This window comes from Stenotrophomonas sp. RS-48, from assembly GCF_030053245.1.
GTDB lineage: Bacteria > Pseudomonadota > Gammaproteobacteria > Xanthomonadales > Xanthomonadaceae > Stenotrophomonas > Stenotrophomonas maltophilia_P.
The window spans coordinates 1-24632 of sequence record NZ_JASGBV010000065.1 but is presented as its reverse complement, the minus strand read 5'-3'; the positions used below and the strand labels follow the sequence as shown (position 1 = coordinate 24632).

The 24632-nt window shown below is 66.9% G+C and carries 19 protein-coding genes; 11 read left to right on the top strand and 8 right to left on the bottom strand.

Features of this window, described 5'->3' with window-relative positions; translation table 11 throughout:
• The first annotated feature begins 5 nt into the window (after nucleotides 1-5).
• The gene (gene pilB, locus QMZ25_RS12580; RefSeq protein ID WP_053517028.1) at nucleotides 6-1733 is read left to right on the top strand and encodes a type IV-A pilus assembly ATPase PilB; all 1728 of its coding nucleotides are present in this window, start codon (nucleotides 6-8) and stop codon (nucleotides 1731-1733) included.
• Nucleotides 1734-1802: 69 nt separating this feature from the next.
• Here pilB and QMZ25_RS12575 read toward each other — a convergent pair whose 3' ends face one another.
• On the bottom strand, nucleotides 1803-3176 hold the full coding sequence (locus QMZ25_RS12575; RefSeq protein ID WP_053517026.1) for a sigma-54 dependent transcriptional regulator: 1374 nt from the start codon (nucleotides 3174-3176) through the stop codon (nucleotides 1803-1805).
• A 54-nt stretch (nucleotides 3177-3230) separates the two neighbouring features.
• On the bottom strand, nucleotides 3231-4850 hold the full coding sequence (locus QMZ25_RS12570) for an ATP-binding protein (RefSeq protein ID WP_053517024.1): 1620 nt from the start codon (nucleotides 4848-4850) through the stop codon (nucleotides 3231-3233).
• Nucleotides 4851-5180: 330 nt separating this feature from the next.
• Here QMZ25_RS12570 and sucC point away from each other — a divergent pair, with 330 nt between their 5' ends.
• The 3 genes from sucC to QMZ25_RS12555 all read left to right on the top strand — a co-directional run bounded on the left by sucC (nucleotide 5181) and on the right by QMZ25_RS12555 (nucleotide 9093).
• On the top strand, nucleotides 5181-6350 hold the full coding sequence (gene sucC, locus QMZ25_RS12565; protein WP_005418614.1) for an ADP-forming succinate--CoA ligase subunit beta: 1170 nt from the start codon (nucleotides 5181-5183) through the stop codon (nucleotides 6348-6350).
• Nucleotides 6351-6374: 24 nt separating this feature from the next.
• Nucleotides 6375-7250 (top strand): succinate--CoA ligase subunit alpha, encoded by an 876-nt coding sequence (gene sucD / locus QMZ25_RS12560; RefSeq protein ID WP_005418610.1) that lies wholly within the window; start codon nucleotides 6375-6377, stop codon nucleotides 7248-7250.
• Between the two features lie 208 nt (nucleotides 7251-7458).
• Nucleotides 7459-9093, top strand: a complete 1635-nt coding sequence (locus QMZ25_RS12555; protein WP_065181642.1) for an NAD+ synthase — start codon at nucleotides 7459-7461, stop codon at nucleotides 9091-9093.
• A 72-nt stretch (nucleotides 9094-9165) separates the two neighbouring features.
• On the opposite strand, the gene QMZ25_RS12550 is transcribed toward QMZ25_RS12555, so the two are convergent.
• On the bottom strand, nucleotides 9166-10053 hold the full coding sequence (locus QMZ25_RS12550; RefSeq protein WP_053517021.1) for an outer membrane protein assembly factor BamD: 888 nt from the start codon (nucleotides 10051-10053) through the stop codon (nucleotides 9166-9168).
• A 113-nt stretch (nucleotides 10054-10166) separates the two neighbouring features.
• Here QMZ25_RS12550 and rluD point away from each other — a divergent pair, with 113 nt between their 5' ends.
• From rluD to QMZ25_RS12530, 4 genes are read left to right on the top strand one after another with little or no spacing between them, the layout of a single operon-like run.
• A complete protein-coding gene (rluD, locus tag QMZ25_RS12545) occupies nucleotides 10167-11156 on the top strand; it encodes a 23S rRNA pseudouridine(1911/1915/1917) synthase RluD (RefSeq protein ID WP_053517019.1) in 990 nt (329 codons plus the stop codon).
• Nucleotides 11156-11926 (top strand): peptidoglycan editing factor PgeF, encoded by a 771-nt coding sequence (gene pgeF / locus QMZ25_RS12540; RefSeq protein WP_065175783.1) that lies wholly within the window; start codon nucleotides 11156-11158, stop codon nucleotides 11924-11926. Before rluD ends, pgeF begins: the two co-directional genes overlap by 1 nt.
• A gap of 2 nt (nucleotides 11927-11928) precedes the next feature.
• Complete coding sequence (locus QMZ25_RS12535) at nucleotides 11929-12453, top strand: DUF4166 domain-containing protein (RefSeq protein WP_283219715.1); 525 nt, start codon at nucleotides 11929-11931, stop codon at nucleotides 12451-12453.
• A complete protein-coding gene (locus QMZ25_RS12530; RefSeq protein ID WP_253120073.1) occupies nucleotides 12428-12844 on the top strand; it encodes a thiol-disulfide oxidoreductase DCC family protein in 417 nt (138 codons plus the stop codon). Before QMZ25_RS12535 ends, QMZ25_RS12530 begins: the two co-directional genes overlap by 26 nt.
• Nucleotides 12845-12869: 25 nt before the next feature.
• Here the strand turns inward: QMZ25_RS12530 and QMZ25_RS12525 are convergent, their stop codons facing one another.
• The 5 genes from QMZ25_RS12525 to QMZ25_RS12505 form a co-directional block, all read right to left on the bottom strand.
• The gene (locus QMZ25_RS12525) at nucleotides 12870-14180 is read right to left on the bottom strand and encodes an OmpA family protein (RefSeq protein ID WP_283219714.1); all 1311 of its coding nucleotides are present in this window, start codon (nucleotides 14178-14180) and stop codon (nucleotides 12870-12872) included.
• Nucleotides 14181-14502: 322 nt separating this feature from the next.
• Entirely contained in the window at nucleotides 14503-15867 is a 1365-nt protein-coding gene (gene otsA / locus QMZ25_RS12520) for an alpha,alpha-trehalose-phosphate synthase (UDP-forming) (RefSeq protein WP_053517011.1), read from the bottom strand.
• Nucleotides 15864-17645, bottom strand: coding sequence for a glycoside hydrolase family 15 protein (locus QMZ25_RS12515; protein WP_053517094.1), 1782 nt, complete (start codon nucleotides 17643-17645; stop codon nucleotides 15864-15866). Before QMZ25_RS12515 ends, otsA begins: the two co-directional genes overlap by 4 nt.
• A 40-nt stretch (nucleotides 17646-17685) precedes the next feature.
• On the bottom strand, nucleotides 17686-18444 hold the full coding sequence (otsB, locus tag QMZ25_RS12510) for a trehalose-phosphatase (protein ID WP_065181638.1): 759 nt from the start codon (nucleotides 18442-18444) through the stop codon (nucleotides 17686-17688).
• 158 nt (nucleotides 18445-18602) lie between these two features.
• Nucleotides 18603-21035 carry a TonB-dependent receptor gene (locus tag QMZ25_RS12505; RefSeq protein WP_283219713.1) on the bottom strand — a complete coding sequence of 811 codons (2433 nt, stop codon included), beginning with the start codon at nucleotides 21033-21035 and terminating at the stop codon, nucleotides 18603-18605.
• Between the two features lie 214 nt (nucleotides 21036-21249).
• Here QMZ25_RS12505 and QMZ25_RS12500 point away from each other — a divergent pair, with 214 nt between their 5' ends.
• The 3 genes from QMZ25_RS12500 to QMZ25_RS12490 all read left to right on the top strand — a co-directional run bounded on the left by QMZ25_RS12500 (nucleotide 21250) and on the right by QMZ25_RS12490 (nucleotide 24448).
• The gene (locus QMZ25_RS12500) at nucleotides 21250-21732 is read left to right on the top strand and encodes a DUF3574 domain-containing protein (protein ID WP_283219712.1); all 483 of its coding nucleotides are present in this window, start codon (nucleotides 21250-21252) and stop codon (nucleotides 21730-21732) included.
• Nucleotides 21733-21768: 36 nt separating this feature from the next.
• Entirely contained in the window at nucleotides 21769-22620 is an 852-nt protein-coding gene (locus tag QMZ25_RS12495) for a hypothetical protein (protein ID WP_065181635.1), read from the top strand.
• A 109-nt stretch (nucleotides 22621-22729) separates the two neighbouring features.
• On the top strand, nucleotides 22730-24448 hold the full coding sequence (locus QMZ25_RS12490; protein WP_128988421.1) for a thiamine pyrophosphate-dependent enzyme: 1719 nt from the start codon (nucleotides 22730-22732) through the stop codon (nucleotides 24446-24448).
• Nucleotides 24449-24632: the final 184 nt, after the last annotated feature.

Below are 24632 nucleotides of genomic sequence, written 5' to 3'. Positions count from 1 at the left end.
ATCCCATGAGCGTTGTTTCATCCCCCAACCTTGTCGGCATCACCGGGCTGGCGCGCCGTCTGGTCCAGGATGGTGCGCTGGACGAGGCCACCGCCCGCGACGCCATGACCCGGGCCGCCGCCGCGCGGCAGCCGCTGCCGCAGTGGTTCGCGCAGAACAAGGTGGTGGGGGCAGCACAGCTGGCCGCGGCCAATGCGGTTGAGTTCGGCATGCCGCTGTTCGACGTCTCGACCTTCGATGCCAGCCAGAACGCGATGAGCCTGGTCAGCGAGGAACTGCTGCGTAAGCACAACGTACTGCCGCTGTTCAAGCGTGGCGGCAAGCTGTTCGTCGGCACCAGCAACCCGACCCACGCACTGGACGAGATCAAGTTCCACACCAACCTGGTGGTGGAGCCGATCCTGGTCGACGAGGACCAGATCCGCCGCACTCTGGAACAGTGGCACGCCAGCCACGACACGCTGGGTGACGCGCTGGGCGGTGACGATGAGGGGATGGCCAACCTCGACGTGGGCCTGGGCGATGAGGATGGCGCGGGCGGCGACTCCGGCATCGATGCCAAGGGCGACGACACCCCGGTGGTGAAGTTCGTCAACAAGGTGCTGGTCGATGCGATCCGCAAGGGCGCGTCGGACATCCATTTCGAGCCGTACGAAGACGATTACCGCGTGCGCCTGCGCATCGACGGGCTGTTGAAGATGGTCGCGCGCGCGCCGGTGAAGTTGAACCAGCGCATCGCCGCGCGCCTGAAGGTGATGGCGCAGCTGGACATCGCCGAGAAGCGCGTGCCGCAGGATGGCCGCATCAAGCTCAACCTGTCCAAGTCCAAGCAGATCGATTTCCGTGTGAGCACGTTGCCGACGCTGTTCGGCGAGAAGGTCGTGCTGCGTATCCTCGACGGCAGTGCCGCCAAGCTGGGCATCGACAAGCTCGGCTATGAGCCCGACCAGCAGAAGCTGTTCCTGGATGCGATCCACAAGCCGTACGGCATGGTGCTGGTGACCGGGCCGACCGGTTCGGGCAAGACGGTGTCGCTGTATACCGCGCTGGGCATTCTCAACGACGAGACGCGCAACATCTCCACGGCGGAAGACCCGGTGGAAATCCGGCTGCCCGGCGTCAACCAGGTGCAGCAGAACAACAAGCGCGGCATGACGTTCGCCGCTGCGTTGCGCTCGTTCCTGCGCCAGGATCCGGACATCATCATGGTCGGCGAAATCCGCGACCTGGAGACCGCCGAGATCGCCATCAAGGCCGCGCAGACCGGCCACATGGTGCTGTCCACCCTGCATACCAACGACGCGCCGCAGACCATCGCGCGCCTGATGAACATGGGCATCGCGCCGTACAACATCACCAGCTCGGTGACCCTGGTGATCGCCCAGCGTCTGGCGCGACGGCTGTGCCCGAACTGCAAGCGCCCGGCGCAGCTGCCGGAGCATGCATTGCTGGCCGAGGGCTTCACCCAGGCCCAGCTGGATGAGGGCATCCAGCTGCATGAGGCGGTGGGCTGTGATGAATGCACCGAGGGTTACAAGGGCCGCACCGGTATCTACCAGGTGATGCCGATGACCGACGAGATCGCCACGATCGTGCTGGCCGGTGGCAATGCGCTGCAGATTGCCGAAGCCGCGCAGGCGATCGGGGTCAATGACCTGCGGCAGTCGGCGTTGAGGAAGGTCGCGGCGGGTGTGACCAGCCTGGCCGAGATCAATCGCGTTACCAAGGATTGACGCGGTTGTGCTGGCGGGGTCGGAGCCCTTTCCTGCGCAAAGGGATCCGACCGCTGGGTCTTGCGGCCCTTACTCCATGCCCAGCTTCTTCAGCTTGTAGCGCAGCGCGCGGAAGGTGATGCCCAGCTGCGCGGCGGTACGGGTCTTGTTCCAGCGGTTTTCTTCCAGCGCGCGCTGGATGGCGCTGCGTTCGAGCTGTTCGATGTACGAGGGCAGGGCGGCACTGCCCGGCTGCAGATCGACCACGGCTTCGGCGGCCGTGCCGTTGCCGGGCATGCGGGGGGCGTGTTGCGGCAGGCGCAGATCGTCGACACCGATGCGGTCTTCCTCGGCCAGGGCCAGCGCGCGCTCAAGGATGTTCTCCAGTTCGCGCACGTTGCCGGGGAAGGCGTACTGCGCCAGTGCCTCCAGCGCCGAGGGCGCGAGCAGCGGCGTGGTGCGGCCGTGGCTGCGGGCCAGCCGTGCCAGCACGGCAGCGGCCAGCTCCGGCAGATCCTGGCGGCGCTCGCGCAGCGGCGGCACCTTCAGTTCGATCACATTGATGCGGTAGTACAGGTCGTGGCGGAAGCGGCCGTCCTCGACCAGCTCGGCCAGATCCTTGTGGGTGGCCGACAGGATGCGCACATCGACCGGTTCCTCGCTGGCCGCACCCACCGCGCGCACCGACTTCTCCTGGATCGCGCGCAACAGCTTCACCTGCATCTGCAGCGGCAGCTCGGCGACCTCATCCAGGAACAGGGTGCCACCATGGGCGGCCTGGAACAGGCCGGGCTTGTCGGCGTGGGCGCCGCTGAAGCTGCCCTTGCGGTGGCCGAAGAACTCGCTCTCCATCAGTTCGCCGGGAATCGCGCCGCAGTTGACCGGCACGAACGGCCCGGCAGCACGTGCCCCCTGGGTGTGGATGGTCCGCGCGACCAGTTCCTTGCCGACGCCGGATTCGCCGAGGATGTAGACCGGGGCCTGGCTGCGCGCCACTTTGCCGATGGTGGCACGCAACACGTCCATCGCCGGCGAATTGCCGAGCAGCCGGGCGCCCTGTTCGGCGACGGGGCCCGGTACGGGCCGCTCGCTGTTGTTCAGTTCCAGCGCGTGCTTGACCAGTCCGCGCAGTACGGCGATGTCCACCGGCTTGCTGACGAAGTCGAAGGCGCCCGCCTTCAGGGCTTCCACTGCCAGATCCATGCTGCCGAAGGCGGTGATCATCGCCACCGGTGTGCGCGGGTAGTGCTGGGCGATCTCGCTGACCAGCTCGATGCCGTTGCCATCCGGCAGGCGCATGTCGGTGATGCACAGGTCATAAGGATTGCTGGCCAGCAGCTCGCGCGCTTCGGCGAGGTTGGCTGCAGTACTGATGCGCAGCCCCATGCGGCCGAGCGTCAGCACCAGCAGTTCGCGGATGTCGCGTTCGTCGTCGACGACGAGGGCGCTGCGGGTTTCGTTCATGGGCGGAAAAGATAAACGAGGGGGCTGAAAGCGACAAATGTTTGACGCACAGAATCAGGAACCATCGGGCAGCAGCGTGTGCGGACCTGGCAGGACCAAGCGGAAACACGAGCCGCCGGCTGGCACCGGGATGTAATCCAGCCGTGCCTGGTTGGCCCTGCACAATTCGCGGGCAATGTACAAGCCCAGGCCGGTGCCGTGCTCGGAGGTGGTGAAGAACGGCCGGAACAGCTGCGCCGCCACGCTTTCGGGAATGCCGGGGCCACGGTCCATCACGTCGATCACCGCGCTGCGTTCGTGCCGGGCCACACGCAGCCGCACGCGGGCCGGCTGCTGGCCGATGCGGCCGTACTTCAGGGCGTTGTGCACCAGCACGGTCAGCACCTGGTAGAGGTGGCGGGTGTCGACCTGCGCCGGCACCGAGGTGTCGCTGACGATCGGTTCGATGCTGTCGGTTTCCAGCGTCTGGCCCTGCTTGTACTCCAGCACGAAGCGGCGCACGAAGGCGACCAGATCCACGTTCTCCGGCGTGGCACGTTCGCGCCGGGCCAGGCCCAGCACGCTCTCGACGATGCCGTTGGTGCGCTGGCACTGCTGGCGGATGATCTGCAGCAGGCGGCGGTCGCTTTCGTTGAAGCCGGTACCTTCTTCCAGCAGCTGCACGGCATAGTTGATCGCCGCCAGCGGATTGCGGATCTCATGGGCCAGGCTGGCCGAGAAGCGGCCCATCGCCGACAGGGTGAGCGACTCGGCGCGCCGCGACACCACGCTGGAATCATCCAGGAAGACCAGGGCCAGTTCGCTGCCGGCCAGCAGGCGCGCGAAGCGCGGTTGCACTTCGGGTTGGTCCGGATTGAGCTGCAGCGGCAGTTCGTCCTGGGTCCAGCCGTTGCGCCAGCGCTGCAGGCGACGGGCCAGCTCGGGTGCGACGCTGGCCAGATCGAGGCGGCCGGTTCCGCCCGCACCGTCGCTGTCGCCGAGCAGCATCGAGGCAGCCTCGTTGGCCAGAGTGATGCGGCTGTCGGCATCCACCACCAGCACGCCGGTGCGCATGCGGCGGATGATCAGTTCGTTGATCTGGAACAGATTGGCCACCTCGTCACCGCGCTGGTTGGCCAGCTGCTGGTTGCGGCGGGCGCGGCTGCCGACCTGGTAGCTGATGAAGGCCAGGGCCAGGTAACTGGTCGTGAACATCGCCAGCTCGGCCAGGGTGCGGGTCGGGTCGCCGCCCTCCAGCAGCTTCCACAGGTATTCGCCCACCGTTGCCAGGCTCGCCGCCAGGGCCAGCCCAAGACCCCAGCTCAGCGGCAGCAGGGTGGCGGCCGCGGCGATGTTGAACAGCAGCGACATCGAGATGCCGGCACTGGCGCCGGGCAGGGCGTGGGCCAGCAGGATGGCGGCGATGATGTCCACCAGCACGCCGGTGACCACGATCGGCCGCAGCCAGCGTTCGTTGCGGCCGATCGCCAGGGCCAGCAGCGACAACGCCAGGTAGGCCGCGCCGACGGTGTAGGCCAGCCGCGGGTGGTGGGCCTCGCCGACCATCATCGACAACGGGCTGTACAGCAGGGCGGCGATGACGGCTGCGATCAGCACCCGGTACAGGGCGAAGAAGTACAGCTCGCGCCGCGGAATCGATTCGATGCGGTCGATCAATGAAGCACTGGGTGACACGCCGGAACTCCCCTTCTGGCTGCCTGGATCTGGGTTGTGCGACGGGCATGCCCGAGCGGACGCAGATGCCCAGTATACGGTCGTGGCGATGCCCGGCCGCGGGTCCGCGTCGCGCAATCGGCCTGTGGCGAGGGCGGCCGGGCGGCTGCCGGCGATCCGCAACTGCCTGAATGACAGCGGAAATCCGCCCGGATCCGGTACTGCGTACAGACTTCTTTGCGCCCCGGCGCCGGCTCGGCCACAATAGTGGGCCCGCCGCGGTCCGTGCCGGTGCCTCCCCCGGAGGCCCTGAGGAATTGCGTGCGGTCGTTCCTATTCCCACGGTGACGCATGAATTTCCACGAATACCAGGCAAAACAACTGCTTGCCGAATACGGCATCCCGGTCCCGGCCGGCAAGGTCGCGGCTACTCCGGACGAGGCGGTTGAAGTCGCCCAGTCGCTGGGCCAGGGCCCCTGGATGGTCAAGGCGCAGATCCACGCTGGCGGCCGCGGCAAGGCTGGCGGCGTCAAGTTCTGCAAGACCGTCGATGACGTGAAGGCCGCAGCGGCCAAGATGCTCGGCACCAAGATGGCCACCTACCAGACCGCCGGCGTCGAGCTGCCGATCAACCTGGTGCTGGTGACCACCGCCGGTGAGATCGTCAAGGAACTGTACCTGTCGGTCCTGGTGGATCGCGGCACCCGCACCATCAGCTACATCGCCTCCTCGGAAGGCGGCATGGAAATCGAGCAGGTGGCTGCCGAGACCCCGGACAAGATCCACACCCTGAATGTGGACTTCGTCGAGGGCGTGCAGGGTTACCACGGCCGTGACATCGGCTTCAAGATGGGCCTGACCGCCAAGCAGGCCGGCCAGTTCGCCAACATCATGGTGAACCTGTACCGCATCTTCAACGAAAAGGACCTGGCGCTGGTTGAGATCAACCCGCTGGCGATCCTGGACGACGGCAACCTGTACGCGCTGGACGGCAAGTTCAACAGCGACGACAACGCCAACTTCCGCCACAAGGAACTGGTCGCGATGCGCGACAAGTCCCAGGAAGATGAAACCGAAGTGACCGCTTCGGAGCTGGACATCAACTACGTCACCATGGACGGCAACATCGGCTGCATGGTGAACGGCGCCGGCCTGGCCATGGCGACCATGGACGTCATCAAGCTCAACGGCGGCGAGCCGGCGAACTTCCTGGACGTGGGCGGCGGTGCCAACAAGCAGCGCGTCATCGAAGCGTTCAAGCTGATCCTGTCCTCGGACAAGGTGGAAGGCATCTTCGTCAACATCTTCGGCGGCATCGTCCGCTGCGACATGATCGCCGAGGGCATCATCGCCGCCGTGAAGGAAGTGGGCGTCAAGGTGCCGGTCGTGGTGCGCCTGGAAGGCACCAACGTGGAAGAAGGCAAGCAGTTGCTGCGTGACAGCGGCATGGCCATCATCCCGGCTGACAACATCAACGACGGCGCCAAGAAAGTCGTTGAAGCGGTCAAGAACGCCGCCTGATCCACGACACCGAAGGAAATTCCCATGTCTGTTTTGATTAACAAGAACACCAAGGTGATCGTGCAGGGCTTCACCGGCCAGCAGGGCACCTTCCACGCGACTCAGATGATCGAGTACGGCACCCAGGTTGTTGGCGGCGTGACCCCGGGCAAGGGTGGCACCACCCACATCGACCTGCCGGTCTTCAACACCGTTGCCGACGCCGTGCAGAGCACCGGCGCCAATGCTTCGGTCATCTACGTGCCGCCGCCGTTCGCGGCCGACGCGATCCTGGAAGCCGCAGCTGCCGGCATCAAGGTCATCGTCTGCATCACCGAAGGCATCCCGGTGCTGGACATGCTGCGCGTCAAGAACGTGCTGACCCGTTCCTACCCGGACACCGTGCTGATCGGCCCGAACTGCCCGGGTGTCATCACCCCGGGTGAGTGCAAGATCGGCATCATGCCGGGCCACATCCACAAGCCCGGCAAGATCGGCATCGTGTCGCGTTCGGGCACCCTGACCTATGAAGCGGTCAAGCAGACCACCGAAGTCGGCCTGGGTCAGTCCACCTGCATCGGCATCGGCGGCGACCCGATCAACGGCCTGAACTTCGTTGACTGCCTGAAGCTGTTCAACGAAGACCCGCAGACCGAAGGCATCATCATGGTCGGCGAGATCGGTGGCGACGCCGAGGAAGCCGGTGCGGAATACATCAAGAACCACGTGAAGAAGCCGGTCGTCGGTTTCATCGCCGGTGCCTCGGCTCCGGCCGGCAAGCGCATGGGCCATGCCGGTGCGATCGCCTCCGGCGGCAAGGGCACGGCGGAAGGCAAGTTCGCCGCCATGGAAGCGGCTGGCGTCGTCACCGTGCGTTCGCCGGGCGACCTGGGCGCTGCCATCGCCAAGCTGGTGAAGTAAGGTTGTTGCCGGCTTCCGGCCGGCACGATCTGTAGAGCCGAGCCCATGCTCGGCTTGCTTTGGAAAAGCCGCCTCCGGGCGGCTTTTCTGCGTCTGGGCGTCGCGCAGTCATCCGCCGGGCATGGCCCGGCGCTACCCGCAGGGTCCGCCCGGCAGGCACACGGTGCGGCGTTACAATGGGCCATTGCAACCACAGGCTGGACCTTCCATGGCTTCGATCCGCATCGCGATGGCGCAGTTCGATTTTCCGGTCGGCGATGTCGCCGGCAATACCGAGCGCATCATCGAGATGATCGGCCAGGCGCGCGATGAGTATGGCGCCGGGCTGGTGATGTTCCCCGAGCTGGCGGTCAGCGGCTATCCGCCGGAAGACCTGCTGCTGCGTCCGGGGTTCCTGTACGAATGCGAGCAGGCGATCGCGCGCATTGCGGCTGCCTGCCGCGGTATCACCGCTGTGGTCGGCTGGCCGCAGGCGGCGGGCGCGGTGGTGTACAACGCCGCCAGCGTGCTGCGCGATGGCCGGGTCGAACAGACCTATCGCAAGCGCGAGCTGCCCAACTACGCGGTGTTCGACGAGCGCCGCTACTTCGACGTCGACCCTGATGGCGGCAGCTGCGTGTTCGACGTCGACGGCATTCCGGTGGGCCTGCTGATCTGCGAGGACCTGTGGTTCGCTGAGCCGCTGGCCGATACCGTGCGTGCTGGCGCGCAGCTGGTGGTGGTGCCCAATGCCTCGCCCTACGAGCGCGGCAAGCACGCCCAGCGCGATGCCGTGCTGGCCGCGCGCACCCGCGAGAGCGGTGCGGCGATCGCGTATCTCAATGTTGTCGGTGGCCAGGACGCACTGGTGTTCGACGGCGCTTCGGTGGTGGCCGATGGCGACGGTACGGTGCACCCGGCCGCCGCTGCGTTCGTCGACCAGTGGCTGGTGGTGGAGTACGACGGTGCCAGCCGTCGCTTCATGCCACACGTCTGGATGGACGATGGCGACGAGAGCATGGACGCCCTGGCCTGGCGCGCGGTGACCCGTGGCATCCAGGATTACTGCCGCAAGAATGGTTTCACGAAGGTGTGGCTGGGCCTGTCCGGCGGCATCGATTCGGCCCTGGTGCTGGCCCTGGCGGTGGATGCGATGGGGGCCGAGAACGTGACTGCCGTGCGCCTGCCGTCACGCTATACCGCAGGCCTGTCCAACGATCTGGCTGCAGAGCAGTGCCAAGCGTTGGGAGTGAAGCTGGAAGCGGTGTCGATCGAGCCGGCGTTCAAGGGCCTGATGGAATCGCTGGCGCCGCTGTTCGAGGGCACAACCCCGGATGTGACCGAGGAGAACCTGCAGTCGCGCAGCCGCGGCGTGATCCTGATGGCGCTGGCCAACAAGTTCGGTGGCCTGCTGCTGACCACCGGCAACAAGAGCGAGTATGCGGTCGGCTACGCCACCATCTACGGTGACATGTGTGGCGGCTACGCGCCGTTGAAGGACCTGTACAAGACCGAAGTATTCGGTCTGTCGAAGTGGCGCAATACCGTGGGAGGCGCGCCGGTGATTCCGCCGGCCGTGATCAGCCGCCCGCCGTCGGCCGAACTGCGCGAGAACCAGCTGGACCAGGATTCGCTGCCGGCCTACGACGTGCTGGACGGCATCCTGTACCGCTACGTCGACCAGGAGCAGTCGCGCGCCGAGATCGTTGCAGCCGGTTACGATGCGGCCGTGGTCGACCGCGTGCTGCGGCTGGTGCGCATCAGCGAGTGGAAGCGGCACCAGGCCGCACCGGGGCCGAAGGTCTCCCGTCGCGCCTTCGGCCGCGAACGCCGCTATCCGATCAGCAACGGCTACAAGGGCTGAGGCCCGCGCCTCCGCAGGGCCCGGCCATGGCGGGCCCCACAAAAAGGAAGGGCCCCTTGCGGGGCCCTTTTCTTACTTCTTTTCCAGCCGCGCGTTGCGCTGGCCGGTACTGGCGGACTTCTCGCCTGCGAACGGGTTGAGCTTGCGGATCATCCAGGGGTACTTCGGCCAGTTGCCTGCCAGCCACGGGTGATCGGGCTGGTTCAGCTCCAGCACGCGCCGGGCATCGTCGGCCAGGGTCTTGTTGCCCAGGTGGGTGTAGGAGTCGGCCAGGACTGCCACGGCGTCGTACTGGAAGGCGCTCTGCGGATAGGTTTCCAGCAGGTAGTTGGCGCGGCCAGCGGCCGACACCCAGGCGCCACGGCGCATGTAGTACAGCGCGTTGTCCAGCTCGTGCTGGGCGAATACGTCACGCAGCTCGATCATCCGCTGGCGGGCGTCGGCGGCGTAGCGGCTGTTCGGGTAGCGGTCAACGACGATGTTGAAGTCCGAATACGCCTGGTGCGGCGTGGACAGATCGCGGCGGCTGGGGTCCAGGGACCATACGCGACGCAGGAAAACCGTATTGCGGTTGGAGTTGGCCAGGCCGCGCAGGTAATACAGGTAGGCGATGTTGCGATGGGTCGGATAGGTCCGGATGAAGCGGTCGATGCTCGACACCGCATCGTCGTGCTTGCCGGCCTTGTACTGCGCGTAGGCGGTTTCGATCATCGCCTGTTCGGTGTACGGGCCGTAGGGATACTGGGCCACCAGGCGACGGAAGCTGGCTTCGGCGCCGCTCCAGTTCCCCCCCTTCATCAGCGTGTGGCTCTTCTCGTACAGCTGTTCGACCGGCGTCCCCTCGTCGGGGCGATCACCCTTCTTGGCGCCGCGATGGCAGCCGGTGGCGGCGATGACCAGCACCAGCAGCAGGGCGGTGAGGCGGACGGGCGCGGAGAGCATGGCGGAGCGTCGGATCATGGGGTCAAGGCGGGACGCGTCTGGAATACGAAGGGTCGATGATAGCCTAGTGTCCTGTCCTGCGACTGAAACCGACCGCCGGGACCCCAAAATTTCAAAGATACCCCCCTGCCATGTCTGAACAACCCTCCGAATCGGCCCGCCAGGCCATCGTCCCCGACACCGCCGCCGGCCGGCGTTTCGACGCCGTCGTGGCCGAACTGTTCCCCGAGTACTCCCGTTCACGCCTGACCGAATGGATCAAGGCCGGCGACGTCCTGCTCGATGGCGCCCAGGCGCGGCCGCGCGATCCGCTGCGCGGTGGCGAGGTGGTGACCCTGAACGTGGTGCTGGAGACCCAGACCGATGCCCAGCCGGAGGACATCCCGCTGGACGTGCTGTTCGAGGACGAGCACCTGCTGGTGATCAACAAGCCGGTCGGCCTGGTGGTCCACCCGGGTGCCGGCAACCACAGCGGCACCCTGGTCAATGCGCTGCTGTACCGCGACCCGTCGGTGGCGGTTCTGCCGCGCGCCGGCATCGTGCATCGCCTCGACAAGGACACCAGCGGCGTGATGGTGGTCGCCCGCACCCTGGAGGCGCAGACGGCCCTGGTCGAACAGCTGGCCGCGCGTGATGTGCACCGCCAGTATCTGGCCATCGTGATGGGCGCTCTGGTGGCCGGCGGCACCGCCGATGCGCCGATCGACCGTCATCCGCGCGACCGCCTGAAGATGGCGGTGCGCGAAGACGGCAAGGACGCGATCACCCATTACCGCCTGCGCGAGCGCTTCCGGGCGCACACCGCGCTGGAATGCCGGCTGGAAACCGGCCGCACCCACCAGATCCGCGTGCATATGGCGCACCTGCGCCACCCCATCATCGGCGACCCGCTGTATGGCGGTGCGCTGAAGCTGCCCAAGGGCGCCAGCGACGAACTGGTGGCCGCGCTGCGTGGCTTCAAGCGCCAGGCCCTGCACGCCGAGACGCTGGAGTTCGTGCATCCCATCACCGGCGAGCCGGTGCGCAATTCGGCGCCGGTACCGGACGACATGCTGCACCTGATGAAGGTGCTGCGCGAAGACAGCGAGGCCTTTACCGAGCGCGAGCGGGATCGCTGGTGATGGCGACCGCGCTGCCGCTGCTGCAGGCTGACTGGCCGGCGCCGCCGGGCGTGCGGGCGCTGACCACACGCCGGCACGGCGCGGGCATTTCGCCGGCACCCTTTGCCCAGTTCAACCTGGGCAACCGGCACGCAGCCGATGGAGATGCGCCGGCCAACGTCGAACACAACCGGCAACTGCTGCAGCAGGGACTGGCGCTGCCCTCCGCGCCGCACTGGCTGCGCCAGGTGCATGGCACCACCGTGCTGCGCTTTGATGGCCCGCCAGTGGCCGGGGCCAGCGAGCCGGTGGCCGATGCCGCGGTGACGTCGGTGCCGGGGGTGGTGCTGGCCATCCTGACCGCGGACTGCCTTCCGGTGGTGTTTGCCGCCGCCGACGGCAGCGAAGTGGGCGCGGCCCATGCGGGCTGGCGCGGCCTGGCCGATGGCATGCTGGAACACACGGTAGCCGCGATGCGCACCGCGCCGTCGCAGCTGCGGGTCTGGCTGGGCCCGGCGGCAGGGCCTGCCGACTATGAGATCGGCGAAGAGGTGTATCAGGCCTTCGTCGGCCACGAACCGGCGGCGGCCGCCGCCTTCGTGGCCACCCGCGCGGGGCACTGGAAGGTCGATCTGTTCGCACTGGCCCGCCAGCGCCTGCAGTCCGTGGGCGTGGACCCGGCCCAGGTGTCTGGCGGCACGATCTCCACCATTGCCGATCCGGACCTGTATTCGCACCGTCGCGACCGCCGCACCGGCCGCATGGCAACGCTGGCCTGGATCGCTCCCTGACCGTGCCGCTGTTCGCGCAGGTGCTGGGGCCGGCCTTCGCCACCCTGGCAGCACCGGTGCAAGCGTTGCATGCGGCGCCGCTGCCGTGCCGCCGTACCGGGCAGGCGCGGATCGCACGGGGCCGCCATTGGCTGGTGCCCATGCTGGCCGCGTTGGCGCGGCTGCCGAAGGAGGCGCACGCCTTGCCGGTCGAGGTGGTGTTCAGCGTCTGCGGGCAAGGCGAGCAGTGGGCGCGACGTTTCGGGCGCTGGCCGATGGTGTCGCGGCTGTGGGCACAGGAAGGCGGTCTGCATGAGCAGCTCGGTGCGGTGCACTTCGGATTCGAGCTGCGGGCGCGTGAAGGCGGCATCGACTGGTCGGTGCGCAGCGTCCGCGTGTTCGGCCTGCTGCCGCTGCCGACGCGCTGGTTCGACGGCGTGCGCTGCCGCGAGGCCTGGGCCGCAGAGCGCTACACTTTCCTGGTTGATGTGACATTGCCCTGGATTGGACCCCTGATCCGTTATGAAGGCTGGCTCGACCCGCACTGACGCAGTGATCGTGTTCGATGGCGTCTGTGCGCTGTGCAGTCGCTGGGTGCGTTTCCTGCTGCGTGTGGATCGCCACGGGCGCTATCGCTTCGCAGCGATGCAGGGTACGCATGGCAGCCTGCTGCTGCGCAGCCATGGGCTGGATCCGCAGGACCCGCGCTCCTTTCTGCTGCTGGACGAGCAGGGCGCCTGGACTGACACGGACGCGATCCTGCGCGTGCTGACCGGGCTGGGAGGCGCATGGCGGCTGGCGGGCGTGCTGCGCCTGTTGCCGCGCAGCTGGCGGGATGCCGCCTATCGCAGGCTGGCCCGCAACCGATACCGCTGGTTCGGTCGTCACGACCGCTGCACGCTGGCGACGACGCAGCAGGCCGGCCGTTTCCTGGACTGATGCGCCGGTCGGTCGGCGCGCGGTGTCAGTGCGGAGCCGCAAGCAGCCGATAGGCGATGCGCTGGTTGCGCGCGCGGCCGTCCTCGCTGCGGTTGTCGGCTACCGGATGCTCTTCGCCGTGCCCCACCGCGACCAGCATCGGTGCCGGCACGCCATGCGCCTGCAACGCCGTCACCACCACGTCCGCACGCTGCTGGCTGAGCTGCCGGTTGGCCTCGGACGCGCCCTGGCTGTCGGTGTGCGCGGCCACTTCCACCCGTGTGCCCGGCGCAGTGCTGCGCAATGCCTCAGCCACCACCTGCAGCGTTTCGCTGGAGCTGCCGCGCAGTTCGCTGGAACCAGGATGGAACTCCAGCCGGGTCAGGTTCAGCGCAGCGATCCGCTGCGCGGCGCCGGCATCGGCCGGCAGCCGCGACAATGCCGCCCGGCCCGGTCCCCACAGCCCACTCATCCGCAGGGCGGGGAAATCCTGGCGGAGCTGCCGCGAGATCGCCAGGCGCCGCTCTTCGCTCAGGGCGGTGGAGTCGATATCCAGCTGGTTGCCGGCGAACTCCAGGCGCAGTCCGTCGCCCTGCAGGCAGGGCAGGGTGCGGATCAGGCGCTCGAACCAGCGCGGCGACCGGGCCTGCGGATCGATCTCGATACGGCCACTGACGTGCCCTGCGCCATGCACCGCAATCAACGCGCTCCACAGGCGGCGGCGCAGGGCGTCGCTGGGCAGGCTGCCATGGACCGAGACCTGCGCGCCGCGCTGGTGCAGGAACAGCCGCGCGTCGTGTTCGCGGACGATCGCCTGTGGCGTCCACAGCGGCGTGCGTGCCTTCAGCTGCAGCCATGCGGTAGCGCCGAGCACGACCACGGCGGCCATCATCCACAGCAGGCTGCGCAGGGCCATGCCCTGCACCCGCGGGGTGAGCAGGGTGCCGGCCATCTGCGGTCGCTGCCGCTGCGGGCGGTTGCGCAGCTGGCGCGGCTCCGAAGGGGCCGGCTCGATGGGCTGGGACGTCAATGCGATCAGCCCCGGCAGCAGATCGCAGGCCACGACCCGGAACGCCCCCGATGACAGTCTGCTGCGCCGGGCCAGCCGGTCCATGACCGGATCACCCAGCGCACGCTGCAGGTCGCTGGCCAGCACCGGCAGCGGCGGCTGCCCGGGACGCCGCCAGGATCGGAAGTGAACCCCCAGGCCCGCCTGCTCGAAGGTCTGCTCCAGTCCGTCCAGTCCCCGTGGGTGGGAGGCTATCCAGCCGGCAATCACATCAACCACCCAACGGGTGCGATGGCCCAGTCCCAGGCGGTGGCTGGCTTCTTCGATGAAACGGTCGTACGCGTGCATGCAGTGGATCCCCGGAGTGATGTGCACGCAGTCGTGCACGGTGCGGCTTCTGTCGATTGCAGGAGCTCTGGGGGCGCCACTGTGGGGAGGTCGCGTCAATGCGAAATGAAATATCGCCGGTTCATTTTCTTTCGTTTTCCGCGATGGCGTCGCGAGGACGCCACGCAGCTGGCTGGAAGCCTTGGGGCAGCAGGACGTTCGCCTGCCTTAGTGCCACTTGCGACAGCGGCTGTGGAGATCACGCCACAGCGGCGGGATGGTTGCATGCGCAATTACTTTCGAGCCAAAAGCGTCAAGTTTCGGCGTACAGAATGCGCCTGATTCAGCCTTCGAGGGCGTCCAGGTAGCTGCGCCGCCAATGATTGATGTCGTAGGTGCGCAGGTGCTCCATCATGGCGTGCCAGCGCTCCTGGCGCTTGCGCAGCGACATGGTGGCGGCCGTGGCGATGGCATCGGCCACGCCGTCCAGATCGTGCGGGTTGACCAGCAGCGCCTGCTTCAGTTCATCGGCGGCGCCGGCCAGAAGGGACAGCACCAGCACGCCCGGATCCTCCGGGTCCTGCGAGGCGACGTACTCCTTGGCGACCAGGTTCATGCCATCGCGCAGCGGGGTGACCAGACCGACGGCCGCCGCGCGGTAGAAGCCGGTGAGGGTGGCATGGGTGAAGTTCTGGTTGACGTAGCGAAGCGGCGTCCAGTCCGGCTCGGCATGGCCACCGTTGATGTGCCCGGCGATCTGTTCCAGCTGGCTGCGCAGTTGCCGGTACTCGGTGACATCACCGCGCGAGACCGGCGCGATCTGCAGGTAGGTCAGGGTGCCGCGCTGGTCGGGGTGGCGCTGCAGGTAACGTTCGAAGCCGAGGAAACGTTCGGGCAGCCCCTTGGAATAGTCCAGGCGGTCCACGCCGATGGCCAGCTGCCGATCCCGCAGACTGGCCCGCAGGTTCTTCACGGCGGCCTTGGCCGCTGCGGTGCTGGCCTGACGCGCGATAAGCCCGGTGTCGATGCCGATCGGGAAGGCGGCAGCGCGGAAGCGGCGCCCCCCCGGGGCCTCCAGTTCGCCGTTGTCGAGCACGCGACCGCCGCCGAACAGCCGCAGGTAGGTCTGGAAGCGGTCGGCATCGCGCTGGGTCTGGAATCCCACCAGGTCATAGGCATACAGCGCGGAGAACAGCCGCAGGTGGTCGGGCATGGCCTGCAGCAGGTCCGCCGAGGGCATCGGGATGTGCAGGAAGAAGCCGATGCGGCAGCCGATGCCGCGCTCGCGCAGCAGGGCACCCAGCGGGATCAGATGGTAGTCGTGGATCCAGACGATATCGTCCTCGCGCAGCAACGGCGCGAGCTTGTCCGCGAACATCGCATTGACCTTGTGATACGTCTCGCGCGTGCCGCGGTCATAGTCGACCAGGTCCAGGCGGAAATGCAGCAGCGGCCACAGCGTGCGGTTGGCGAAGCCGTTGTAGTAGCCGTCCACCTCGCGCTTGTTCAGGTCCATGGTGACGAAGCGGATGTCGCCGTCCTGCTGTTCATGCAGCGCGCCGCTGCCATCACGCACGGTCTTGCCACTCCAGCCGAACCACATGCCGCCGCGCTCCTTGAGCGCAGCCAGCAGGCCCACCGCAAGGCCCCCGGCGCGGTTCTCGCCGGGCACGGCAACGCGGTTGGAGACCACCACCAGACGACTCATGATGCCTCCTGCCACGAACGCGACAGGCGCATCGCTGCCGTGATCAGACCCACATGCGAATACGTCTGCGGGAAGTTGCCCCACGCTTCGCCGCTGTCGAAGGCCAGGTCCTCTGACAGCAGGCCAAGATGGTTGCGCTGCTTCAACAGCGTCTCGAACATCTCGCGTGCCTCATCCATGCGCCCGATCGCCGCCAGCGCATCGATGTACCAGAAGGTGCAGATGGTGAAGCTGGTTTCCGGCTCGCCGAAATCGTCCGGTGCGATGTAGCGGTACAGCGAATTGCCATGCTTGAGGTCGCGGCCGATGGCCTCGACGGTGGCGATGAAACGTGCGTCGAGTGCATCGATGAAGCCGATGTCGGCCAGCAGCAGCAGCGACGCGTCCAGGCGATGGCCGTCGAAGGTGTCGGTGAAGTGGCCCAGCGATTCGCTCCAGGACCGCTGCATGATGCGCGCGTGGATGATGTCGGCGCGCTCGCGCCAGTAGCGTGCACGGTCATCGCGCTTGAGCCTCACGGCGATCTTGCACAGGCGATCGCAGGCGGCCCAGCACATCGCGCTGGTGTAGGTGTGCACCTCGGTGCGGCCGCGGAACTCCCACAGGCCTGCGTCGGGGACGTCGTGCAGGGCAAAGGCCTGTTCGCCCAGCGGTTCCAGCCGGGCAAAGGTATGGGCATCCCCGGGGTCCTGCAGGCGACGATCGAAGAACAACTGGGTGGAGGCCAGCACCACGCTGCCATACACGTCGTGCTGGCGCTGCACCCAGGCCAGGTTGCCGCGGCGCACCGGGCCCATCCCGCGGTAGCCGGACAGGCTGGGAACTTCATCCTCGTCCAGCTTGGCCTCGAATCCGATGCCGTACAGCGGCTGCAGCGTGCCGTCGGTGGTGGCGAGGTTGAAGATGTAGCCGAGGAACTGCTCCATCGTACGGGTGGCGCCAAGCCGGTTCAGCGAACGCACCACGAACGCAGCATCGCGCAGCCAGCAGTAGCGGTAGTCCCAGTTGCGCACGCTGCCGGGAGCTTCGGGAATGGAGGTGGTCATCGCCGCGATGATCGCCCCACTGTCCTCGTACTGGCACAGCTTGAGAGTGATCGCGCTGCGGATCACCGCGTCCTGCCATTCCAGCGGAATCGACAGATAGCGCACCCATTCGCGCCAGTAGTCACGCGTGCGCTGGAACGCTTCCTGCACATAGCCGCTGATCGAGCGGTTGAGCGATTCATCCACGCCCAGGATCAGGTGCACAGGGTGGTTGAGGACGAACGGCAGGCCATCACGGACCATTCGGACCGGCACATCGGTGGTCAGCCGCAGCACGTGGTCGGGCAGGATCCAGCGCACATGGTTGCTGCCCCACGTGGATTCGGGAACACGTGCGCCCCAGTCGGCCAGCGGCCGTGCGCGGATGACGATACGTGGGCTGCCGGCCAATGGCCGCACCTGGCGGATCAGGCTGACCGGCCGGTAGAAGCGGTCGTTCTGCCGCCAGCGTGGCGCGAAATCGAGGATCTCCAGCGCACCTCCATGCGTGTCGCGCAGCACCGTGCGCAGGATGGCGGTGTTGGTGAGATATTCCTGCTCGCTGTCGGCGAAGTCCTCCAGCTCGACGGCGAAGTCGCCGCCTGTCTGCTGGTTCGGGCCCAGCAGCGCACAGAAGGTGGGGTCGCCGTCAAAGGTGGGCAGGCAGCTCCAGACGACACGGGCATGTTTGTCGACCAGGGCGCCGAAGCTGCCGTTGCCGACCACGCCCAGATCAAGATCGGGTTGGGTCATCACGCGGTACATCTCGGTTGCGGCCGTGGGGGTGGCCGGGTCAATAGGCATTCTCGCGCAGCCAGGCGTGCACGCTGCGTATGTCAGGCAGCGCGAACACGGCGGCGCTGGGTTCACGCTCGCCGATCAGCACGCTCCAGCCATGCTGGCCGTTGGCGGCGTCGAATCCGAATTCATCCGTCAGGTCATCGCCGAGGAACACGGGCAGGCGGCCCCGGAACGGCAGGTACTGCATCATCCGCCGGATCGCGCGGCCCTTGTCGGTGCCGACGGGCACGAACTCGACCACGTGATCGCCGGGTTGCAGGCGGTAGCTGGAGCGACCGCGCACATGGCGGTCAGCGAACGCCCGCACCGCGCTTCCAGCGTGCGGCGCCTCGCGCCAGTGCAGGGCCAGGCCCACACCCTTGTCTTCTACCAGTACCCCGGGATGGCCATGGGCAAAACGCATCGCCTGCTGATGCAGGGCATGCAGCCATTCGGCGGTGTCATCGTCATGTTCGTCGCGCAGCACGCGTCCGTCCTGGCCACGCAGTTCATGGCCGTGCAGGCCGGCCGCAGGCAGCTGCAGAGGCGCGAACAACTGGTCAAGCTGTGCCAGAGGACGGCCACTGACCAGTGCTACGGCACCTTCCAGGCGGTCGCTGATACGACCGATGGCCTCACGCACATCGGGCAGCAGCTGCACGGCGTCCGGTCGTGCAGCGAATTCAATCAGGGTGCCATCGACATCGAGGAACAACGCGCAGGCATCGTCCAGCAATGGAGGTGGCGGACGCAGGGGGAGCGGTTCAGCCATGACGCCCAGCCTGCCAGCGTGGGCGTGTACGTGGGGTCGAGAGCAGGCGACGACAGTGCGTCGGCGCTGTCTGCCGGTTGCCGGCACGAGGGAGCGGTACCGGAGCGGGGCAGTGCGGACCCGTGGTCCGCACCACCGCAGACACGCGTCAGCCGCGGTCAGAACGTGTAACGGACGCGGCCGTAGTAGTAGGCGCCGTTGCTGCCGATCGGCGAAAGCACGTCGTAGGGCAGATTGCCGAAGTAATGGATGTCCTCATTGGATCGATCCGGGTAGTTGTCGGTCAGATTCTGTCCGCCGATGGCCACGCTCCATCGGGCGCTGATGCGATACTCCACTTCTGCATCCAGCTGCCATTCGGCCTGGTAGGTCTGGCGCGGAATGTAACCGTCACCGAAGTTGAAGACACGGGTGACGCTGCCATAACGGTTCACCCGGCTGCTGAGTGACCAGCGGTCATTGCTCCATGCTGCAGAGACGCTGCCGCGCGTGCGCGGGGTGGCGTCGGTCAGCGTGTTGGTCTCTTCGATGCCGAACAGCACATAGTCCGGATCGAGCGCCTGCAGTTGTGCAGGGGTGGCCAGCACGTTCTTCAGCGTGGTCTTGGTGTAGGCGTAAGTGCCGGTCAGCAGCAGTTGGCCGTTGCCCAGCGCCTGCCGCCAGTTGCTGACCAGTTCGGCGCCACGGGTACGTGTATCGGCGGCATTGACGAAGAAGCTGGCGCTCTGCAGGCCACTGACGCCGTAGTTGGCGGCGACATAATCGGTCAGCGCATCGCCGGTGATGCTTTCGGACAGCGCGATGCGGTCATCGATGTCGATCTGGAAGAAGTCCAGCGACAGGTCGAAGTGCTCGCCGATGCGGCTGGTGAAGCCCAGCGACGTGTTGATCGACTTTTCGGGCTTGAGGTCCTGCGCACCCAGGCCCCGGGCAATCGGATTGTTGACCGACAGCAGCCGGCCCTGCACCAGCTGGCCGCCGGCGTTGTAGCCAGTGGAGGTCGACTCGTAGCCGATCTGTGCCAGCGACGGGGCGCGGAAGTTGTTGGAGATCGCGCCACGCAGGGCGAAGGCCGGGGTGAACTGGTAACGCAGGCCGAGCTTGCCGGTCAGTTCGCCGCCGAAATCATCGCTGTGCTCGTAGCGCGCAGCCAGGTCGCTGGAGAAGTGATCGCCGAACTGGCTGGACAGGCTGGCATAGGCGCTGGCCACATCGCGCGACAGGGTGGCGGCATCCTGCGGCGTGAGGCCGCCGCCGGCCTGCGAGCCGGTGGGACGGTCGGTAAACGGGCCGGCCGCATAGCTGGCGGGGTCGCCGGGGCGGGTCTGGTAGTGCTCATGGCGCGCTTCCGCGCCCAGGCCCAGCGTATGGCTGATGCTGTCGCTCTGGGTGAATACACGGCTCAGGTCCAGGTTGCCGACGGTCTGAGCGTACTCATAATCAGCCGTCTTGAAGCGTGTCGGGCTGGCCGGGCCCAATGAGGCGTTGAGCGAATCACGCAGGCGATAGGTGAAATCGTTCTGGCCATGGTCCAGGCTGCCGTCGTAGCTCCACTCACCCCATTGGCCGCGCACACCGGCGACCGCCTGCACGTCGCGGTTCTCGCCTTCGGAGACCGGCCGGTAACCGTTCGGATAGACCTCCTTCCAGTTGGCCTCGCCGTCCGGGTAGCGGAAATAGTTCGCGCCTTCGGTATCGCGCTGGTTGAAGGTGCCGAACGCATAGAAGGTGGAGGTCTGGCCGACCGGGATTTCAGTGTTGAGCCACAGGTTGATGTCCTTGCTCTCACCATCGCCCAGCACGTAGTTGCGCTTGCCCTGCAGTGCCAGGTTGTCCGGGGTCTGGTCCCACGGTGGAATCTGGTCGAAGCCGGCGCGGTTGGTCCCGTTGCGGTGCTTGTACTCCAGGCCGACGCGCAGGAAGCCACCGTCCTCACCCAGCGAGGTGCCCACTTTGGCGCTGATGTTGCCGGCCTGCCCATCGGTAAGGGTGCGGCCGATCGGCTTCAGATCGGTGTGATTTGCACCGTAGCTGGCTTCGATCTCGCCGCCGTCGCCACCATTGTCGAGGATCACATTGATGACACCTGCCACGGCGTCGGAGCCATACAGCGCGCCGGCACCGTCGCGAAGCACTTCGATGCGCTTGATCGCGCTGACAGGGATGGCATTGAAGTCGACCGGCGTGGTGCCCTTGCCGATCTTGCTGTCGGTGTTGACCAGGGCGGTGTGGTGGCGGCGCTTGCCGTTGATCAGCACCAGTACCTGATCCGGCGACAGGCCGCGCAGCTGCGCGGCGCGGACGTGGTCGGCGCCACCGGAATTGGACTGGCGCGGGAAGTTGAACGACGGCAACAGCGCCTGCAGCGCACTGCCGAGTTCGCCGTTGACCACGCCGGCCTTGCGGATGTCCTCGGCGGTAAGCACATCCACCGGCGAGGTGGATTCGAGCACCGTGCGGTCGGCGGCACGGGTGCCGGTGACGATCACGGTGTCGAGGTTGGTGGCGTCCTGGGCCAGGGCCGGGGCGATGGGGGAGAGCGCAAGGGCAATGGCGAGGCCGAGCGGCGACGCGGGCAGGCGGGCGGACATGGGGGCTCCAGCAACAACGACGACGGGGAAGGGGGAGATAGTTTCACTTACATCCATCCGGATGAAGCGATATATTATCTTCGCGTGATGACCGGTGCTGATGCAAGCCCCTGCCGGTCCGGCATGAGCTGATGCCCTGTTGGCATCAGCACGCCGGGCCGGTGGCGCTGTACGCTGCCGGCTCGCACTGTCCCCCTTCCCCGGAGCTGTACCGATGAAACACCTTGGCCTTGCCTTCGCCGTTCTGCTCGCCGCCAGTGGCTGCGCCAGCCTCTCCTCGCAGGCGCCCAGCGCCTACGCTACGGCCACGACCGCTGAACTGAAGGGGGATGCCGCACGCCCGTCCGCTGGCCAGGGCTGGGTGCGCAGCGAGCTGTACTTCGGGGTGGGCGAGGAGCAGGGCGCCGGCAACCGACCGCAGGCCGACACCATCAGCGAGGCGCAGTGGCGGACGTTCCTGGACAAGGAAGTGACCCCGCGCTTCCCCGATGGCCTGACCGTGTTCGATGCCTACGGCCAGTGGCTGTTCCGGGGTGACGCTGCACCGAACCGCCTGCGCACCAAGGTACTGGTGGTGCTGCACGAAGACAGCCCGCAGCGTCGTGCCGACATCGAAGCCATCCGCCTGGTGTGGAAGCAGCAGACCGGTCACCAGTCGGTGCTGTGGTCGCGGCAGGCCGTTGACGTATCGTTCTGACCGGGAGGCGCCGCCCTGGCGCCGCAGGCAACGACGATGAGACACAGGGACACCGTGATTGGCCTGCTGGCGGGCCTGCTGGTACCGCTGGCGCACGCTGCTGACAGCGATGCGTCGCTGCGCTTCGAGGCGGCACCTGGCGTTCGCGTGCAGGCTGAGGTGGCGGAGGACGGCAGCATTGCCGTGCAGCTGCTGCCCTCTGGCAAGCGGCTGAGCCTGCCGGGTGCCCCGGACGTCGACGGCAATTCGCGGTTGTCAGCCGAGGATGTTGATTTCGATGGGCGCCCGGAGCTGGTTGCGCGGGCGTCGGTCGGCATGGTCAATGAAGCGGTGGCGGTGTATCGCTACGATCCGGCCAGCGGTGGTTTCCGCGCGCTGCAGGCCGAAACCCATGGGCGTGACAACTGCGGCGGCCTGATGGGGCTCACCATTGATGCCGCCACGCGCACGTTGACCAGCAGCTGCCGCAGCGGCCCGATGTGGTACACGGACCAGTACCGGTTTGCAGGCGCGAAACTCTATCTGTACCGCGCCGAGCGCGTCTTGATGCTGGGCGATACCCTGAACGCCGCACTGCGTTGGGTGCAGGCCGACGAGCAGGGCCCGTCGGCGGTCTGGCGCACCTTTGATCCCACCGGTCGTGTGCTGGAGAGCGCGATCGCTGATGGCCTGGGCGCACCGCCCGACGGCCCGCTGCGCAGCCAGCAGGCCACCGTGGTGCCGGCGCGCCTGTTCCTGTTCGACCGGCCCGGTGCGCCCAGCACCCAGCGTTACCTGCTGCAGGGCGACCGCGTGGAACTGCTGGATGAACACGAGGGTTGGCTGAAGGTGCGGTATCGCAACCCGAAGAGCGGCGCGGTGGTGGGCTGGATCAACGTCAACGATTGACCCGATATCGCTCTGTACTTTGCCTGTCGAGGCGATGCATGCCTTGCCCACGGAGGCATCACTTCGTCGGGTCTAGCCTCGGACGTTCCCCCGTTCGAGGATGCATCCGATGAGCAAGCGCGTTGCCGAGATCGTTGTCGATACCCTGCAGCAGGCGGGTGTCCGCCGCTGTTATGGCATCGTCGGCGACACGTTGAACCACGTCACCGATGCACTGCATCGCAGCGAAATCGAATGGGTACATGTGCGCCACGAAGAGGTGGCCGCCTTCGCCGCCGGCGCCGACTCGCTGGTGAGCGGCGAGCTGACGGCCTGTGCCGGCTCCTGCGGTCCCGGCGGCCTGCATTTCATCAATGGCATCTTTGAAAGCAACCGCAACCGCGCACCGATGGTGCTGATCGCCAGCCAGGTGGTGACCAGCGAACTGGGCATGGAATTCCCCCAGGAAGTGGATTTCAAGGCGGTCTATGGCAGCTGCACGGTGTTCTGCGAACAGGTGCACAGCCCGGCGCAGGCACGACGCGTGGTCGCCCTGGCCTGCCAGGCGGCGATCAGCCGCCGCGGCGTGGCGGTGGTGATCCTGCCGGCCGACATCAGCCAGGCCGAGGTGAAGCACGATGTGCCGTTCTCGGTGCACTACGCCCAGCCGGTGCTGCGCCCGTCGGATGGCGAGCTGCAGCGCATCGCCGGGTTGCTGGGGCAGGGCAAGCGCATCGGCATCTATGCCGGTGCCGGTTGCCAGGGCGCCCATGCGCAGCTTCTGGAACTGGCCCGGCGCCTGCAGGCCCCGATCGCGCACACCTCGCGTGCCAAGGACTTCGTCGAGCCGGACAACCCGTACAACATGGGCATGACCGGCATCTTCGGCATCGAATCCGGGTTCCACACCCTGATGGAGTGCGACACGCTGCTGCTGCTCGGCGCCGATTTTGCCTGGGGGCAGTTCTATCCGGACAAGGCGACGATCATCCAGGTCGATCGCGATGGCAGCCATCTCGGTCGCCGCCATCCGGTGAACCTGGGCGTGGTGGGTGACATCGCACCGACGCTGGATGCACTGCTGCCGATGCTGCCACCCCGCGAGGACAGCACGTTCCTCGACGAGTGCATCGAGCGTCGCGACAAGGCGCTGGCCAAGCGTGAGCAGGAGGAGCAGCCGGGCGAAGGCGAACTGATCCATCCGCAGCACCTGACCGCGCTGCTGTCGAAATACGCCAGCGACGATGCCTTGTTCACCGCCGACGGTGGCTCGCCGATGGTGTGGGTGCTGCGGCATATCCGCGTCAATGGCCGTCGCCGCACGCTTACCAGTCTCCTGCACGGGACGATGGCCAATGCGATGCCGCAGGCGCTGGGCCTGCAGAAGGCGTTCCCGGGCCGGCAGGTGATCTCGCTGTCGGGCGATGGCGGCCTGGCGATGCTGCTGGGCGATCTGCTGACCGCCGTGCAGGAGAAGCTGCCGATCAAGGTGGTGGTGTTCAACAACGGTTCGTTGAACTTCGTGGAGCTGGAGCAGAAGGTGGAAGGGCTGCTGGACAACTACACCGATCTGAAGAATCCGGATTTCGGCCGTCTGGCCGAGGTGATCGGTTTCCATGGCCGCACGGTCACCCGCAGCGAGGACCTGGAGGAGGCCGTACAGGACTTCCTCGCCCAGCGCGGTCCGGCATTGCTGGACGTGCATACCAGCCGGGCGGAGCTGGTGATGCCGCCGCAGATCGAGGCCAAACAGGTGGCGGGTACGGCCCTGTATGCGGCCAAGGCGGTGTTGAATGGCCGCTTCGACGACGTGAAGCATCTGCTGGTGGACAACTTCCTGAAGAAGTGAGGGGGGGCGATGCAAGGCTGCGCCCTGCACCCGCTACGCGCCAGAGCCAGAGCAGAAGCTGGTTTCCTGAGGGATGGCGGGGTGGGTCCGGTTGCGGGGGACGCCGTGAATCCGTCCCTGGAGGCTCGGTCGCGCCATCCATGGCGCTCACGCCCCCGCAACCGGACCCACCCCGCCTTCGACA

Bases quoted from the DNA above. Each gene is read 5' to 3' on its own strand.
- otsB (WP_065181638.1), bottom strand. From the start codon at position 18,444: ATGGCTGAACCGCTCCCCCTGCGTCCGCCACCTCCATTGCTGGACGAT.
- QMZ25_RS12575 (WP_053517026.1), bottom strand. From the start codon at position 3,176: ATGAACGAAACCCGCAGCGCCCTCGTCGTCGACGACGAACGCGACATC.
- QMZ25_RS12515 (WP_053517094.1), bottom strand. From the start codon at position 17,645: ATGACCCAACCCGATCTTGATCTGGGCGTGGTCGGCAACGGCAGCTTC.
- rluD (WP_053517019.1), top strand. From the start codon at position 10,167: ATGTCTGAACAACCCTCCGAATCGGCCCGCCAGGCCATCGTCCCCGAC.
- QMZ25_RS12505 (WP_283219713.1), bottom strand. From the start codon at position 21,035: ATGTCCGCCCGCCTGCCCGCGTCGCCGCTCGGCCTCGCCATTGCCCTT.
- pilB (WP_053517028.1), top strand. From the start codon at position 6: ATGAGCGTTGTTTCATCCCCCAACCTTGTCGGCATCACCGGGCTGGCG.
- QMZ25_RS12525 (WP_283219714.1), bottom strand. From the start codon at position 14,180: ATGCACGCGTACGACCGTTTCATCGAAGAAGCCAGCCACCGCCTGGGA.
- QMZ25_RS12495 (WP_065181635.1), top strand. From the start codon at position 21,769: ATGAGACACAGGGACACCGTGATTGGCCTGCTGGCGGGCCTGCTGGTA.
- QMZ25_RS12490 (WP_128988421.1), top strand. From the start codon at position 22,730: ATGAGCAAGCGCGTTGCCGAGATCGTTGTCGATACCCTGCAGCAGGCG.
- sucC (WP_005418614.1), top strand. From the start codon at position 5,181: ATGAATTTCCACGAATACCAGGCAAAACAACTGCTTGCCGAATACGGC.
- QMZ25_RS12555 (WP_065181642.1), top strand. From the start codon at position 7,459: ATGGCTTCGATCCGCATCGCGATGGCGCAGTTCGATTTTCCGGTCGGC.
- pgeF (WP_065175783.1), top strand. From the start codon at position 11,156: ATGGCGACCGCGCTGCCGCTGCTGCAGGCTGACTGGCCGGCGCCGCCG.
- QMZ25_RS12550 (WP_053517021.1), bottom strand. From the start codon at position 10,053: ATGATCCGACGCTCCGCCATGCTCTCCGCGCCCGTCCGCCTCACCGCC.
- QMZ25_RS12500 (WP_283219712.1), top strand. From the start codon at position 21,250: ATGAAACACCTTGGCCTTGCCTTCGCCGTTCTGCTCGCCGCCAGTGGC.
- otsA (WP_053517011.1), bottom strand. From the start codon at position 15,867: ATGAGTCGTCTGGTGGTGGTCTCCAACCGCGTTGCCGTGCCCGGCGAG.
- QMZ25_RS12530 (WP_253120073.1), top strand. From the start codon at position 12,428: ATGAAGGCTGGCTCGACCCGCACTGACGCAGTGATCGTGTTCGATGGC.
- sucD (WP_005418610.1), top strand. From the start codon at position 6,375: ATGTCTGTTTTGATTAACAAGAACACCAAGGTGATCGTGCAGGGCTTC.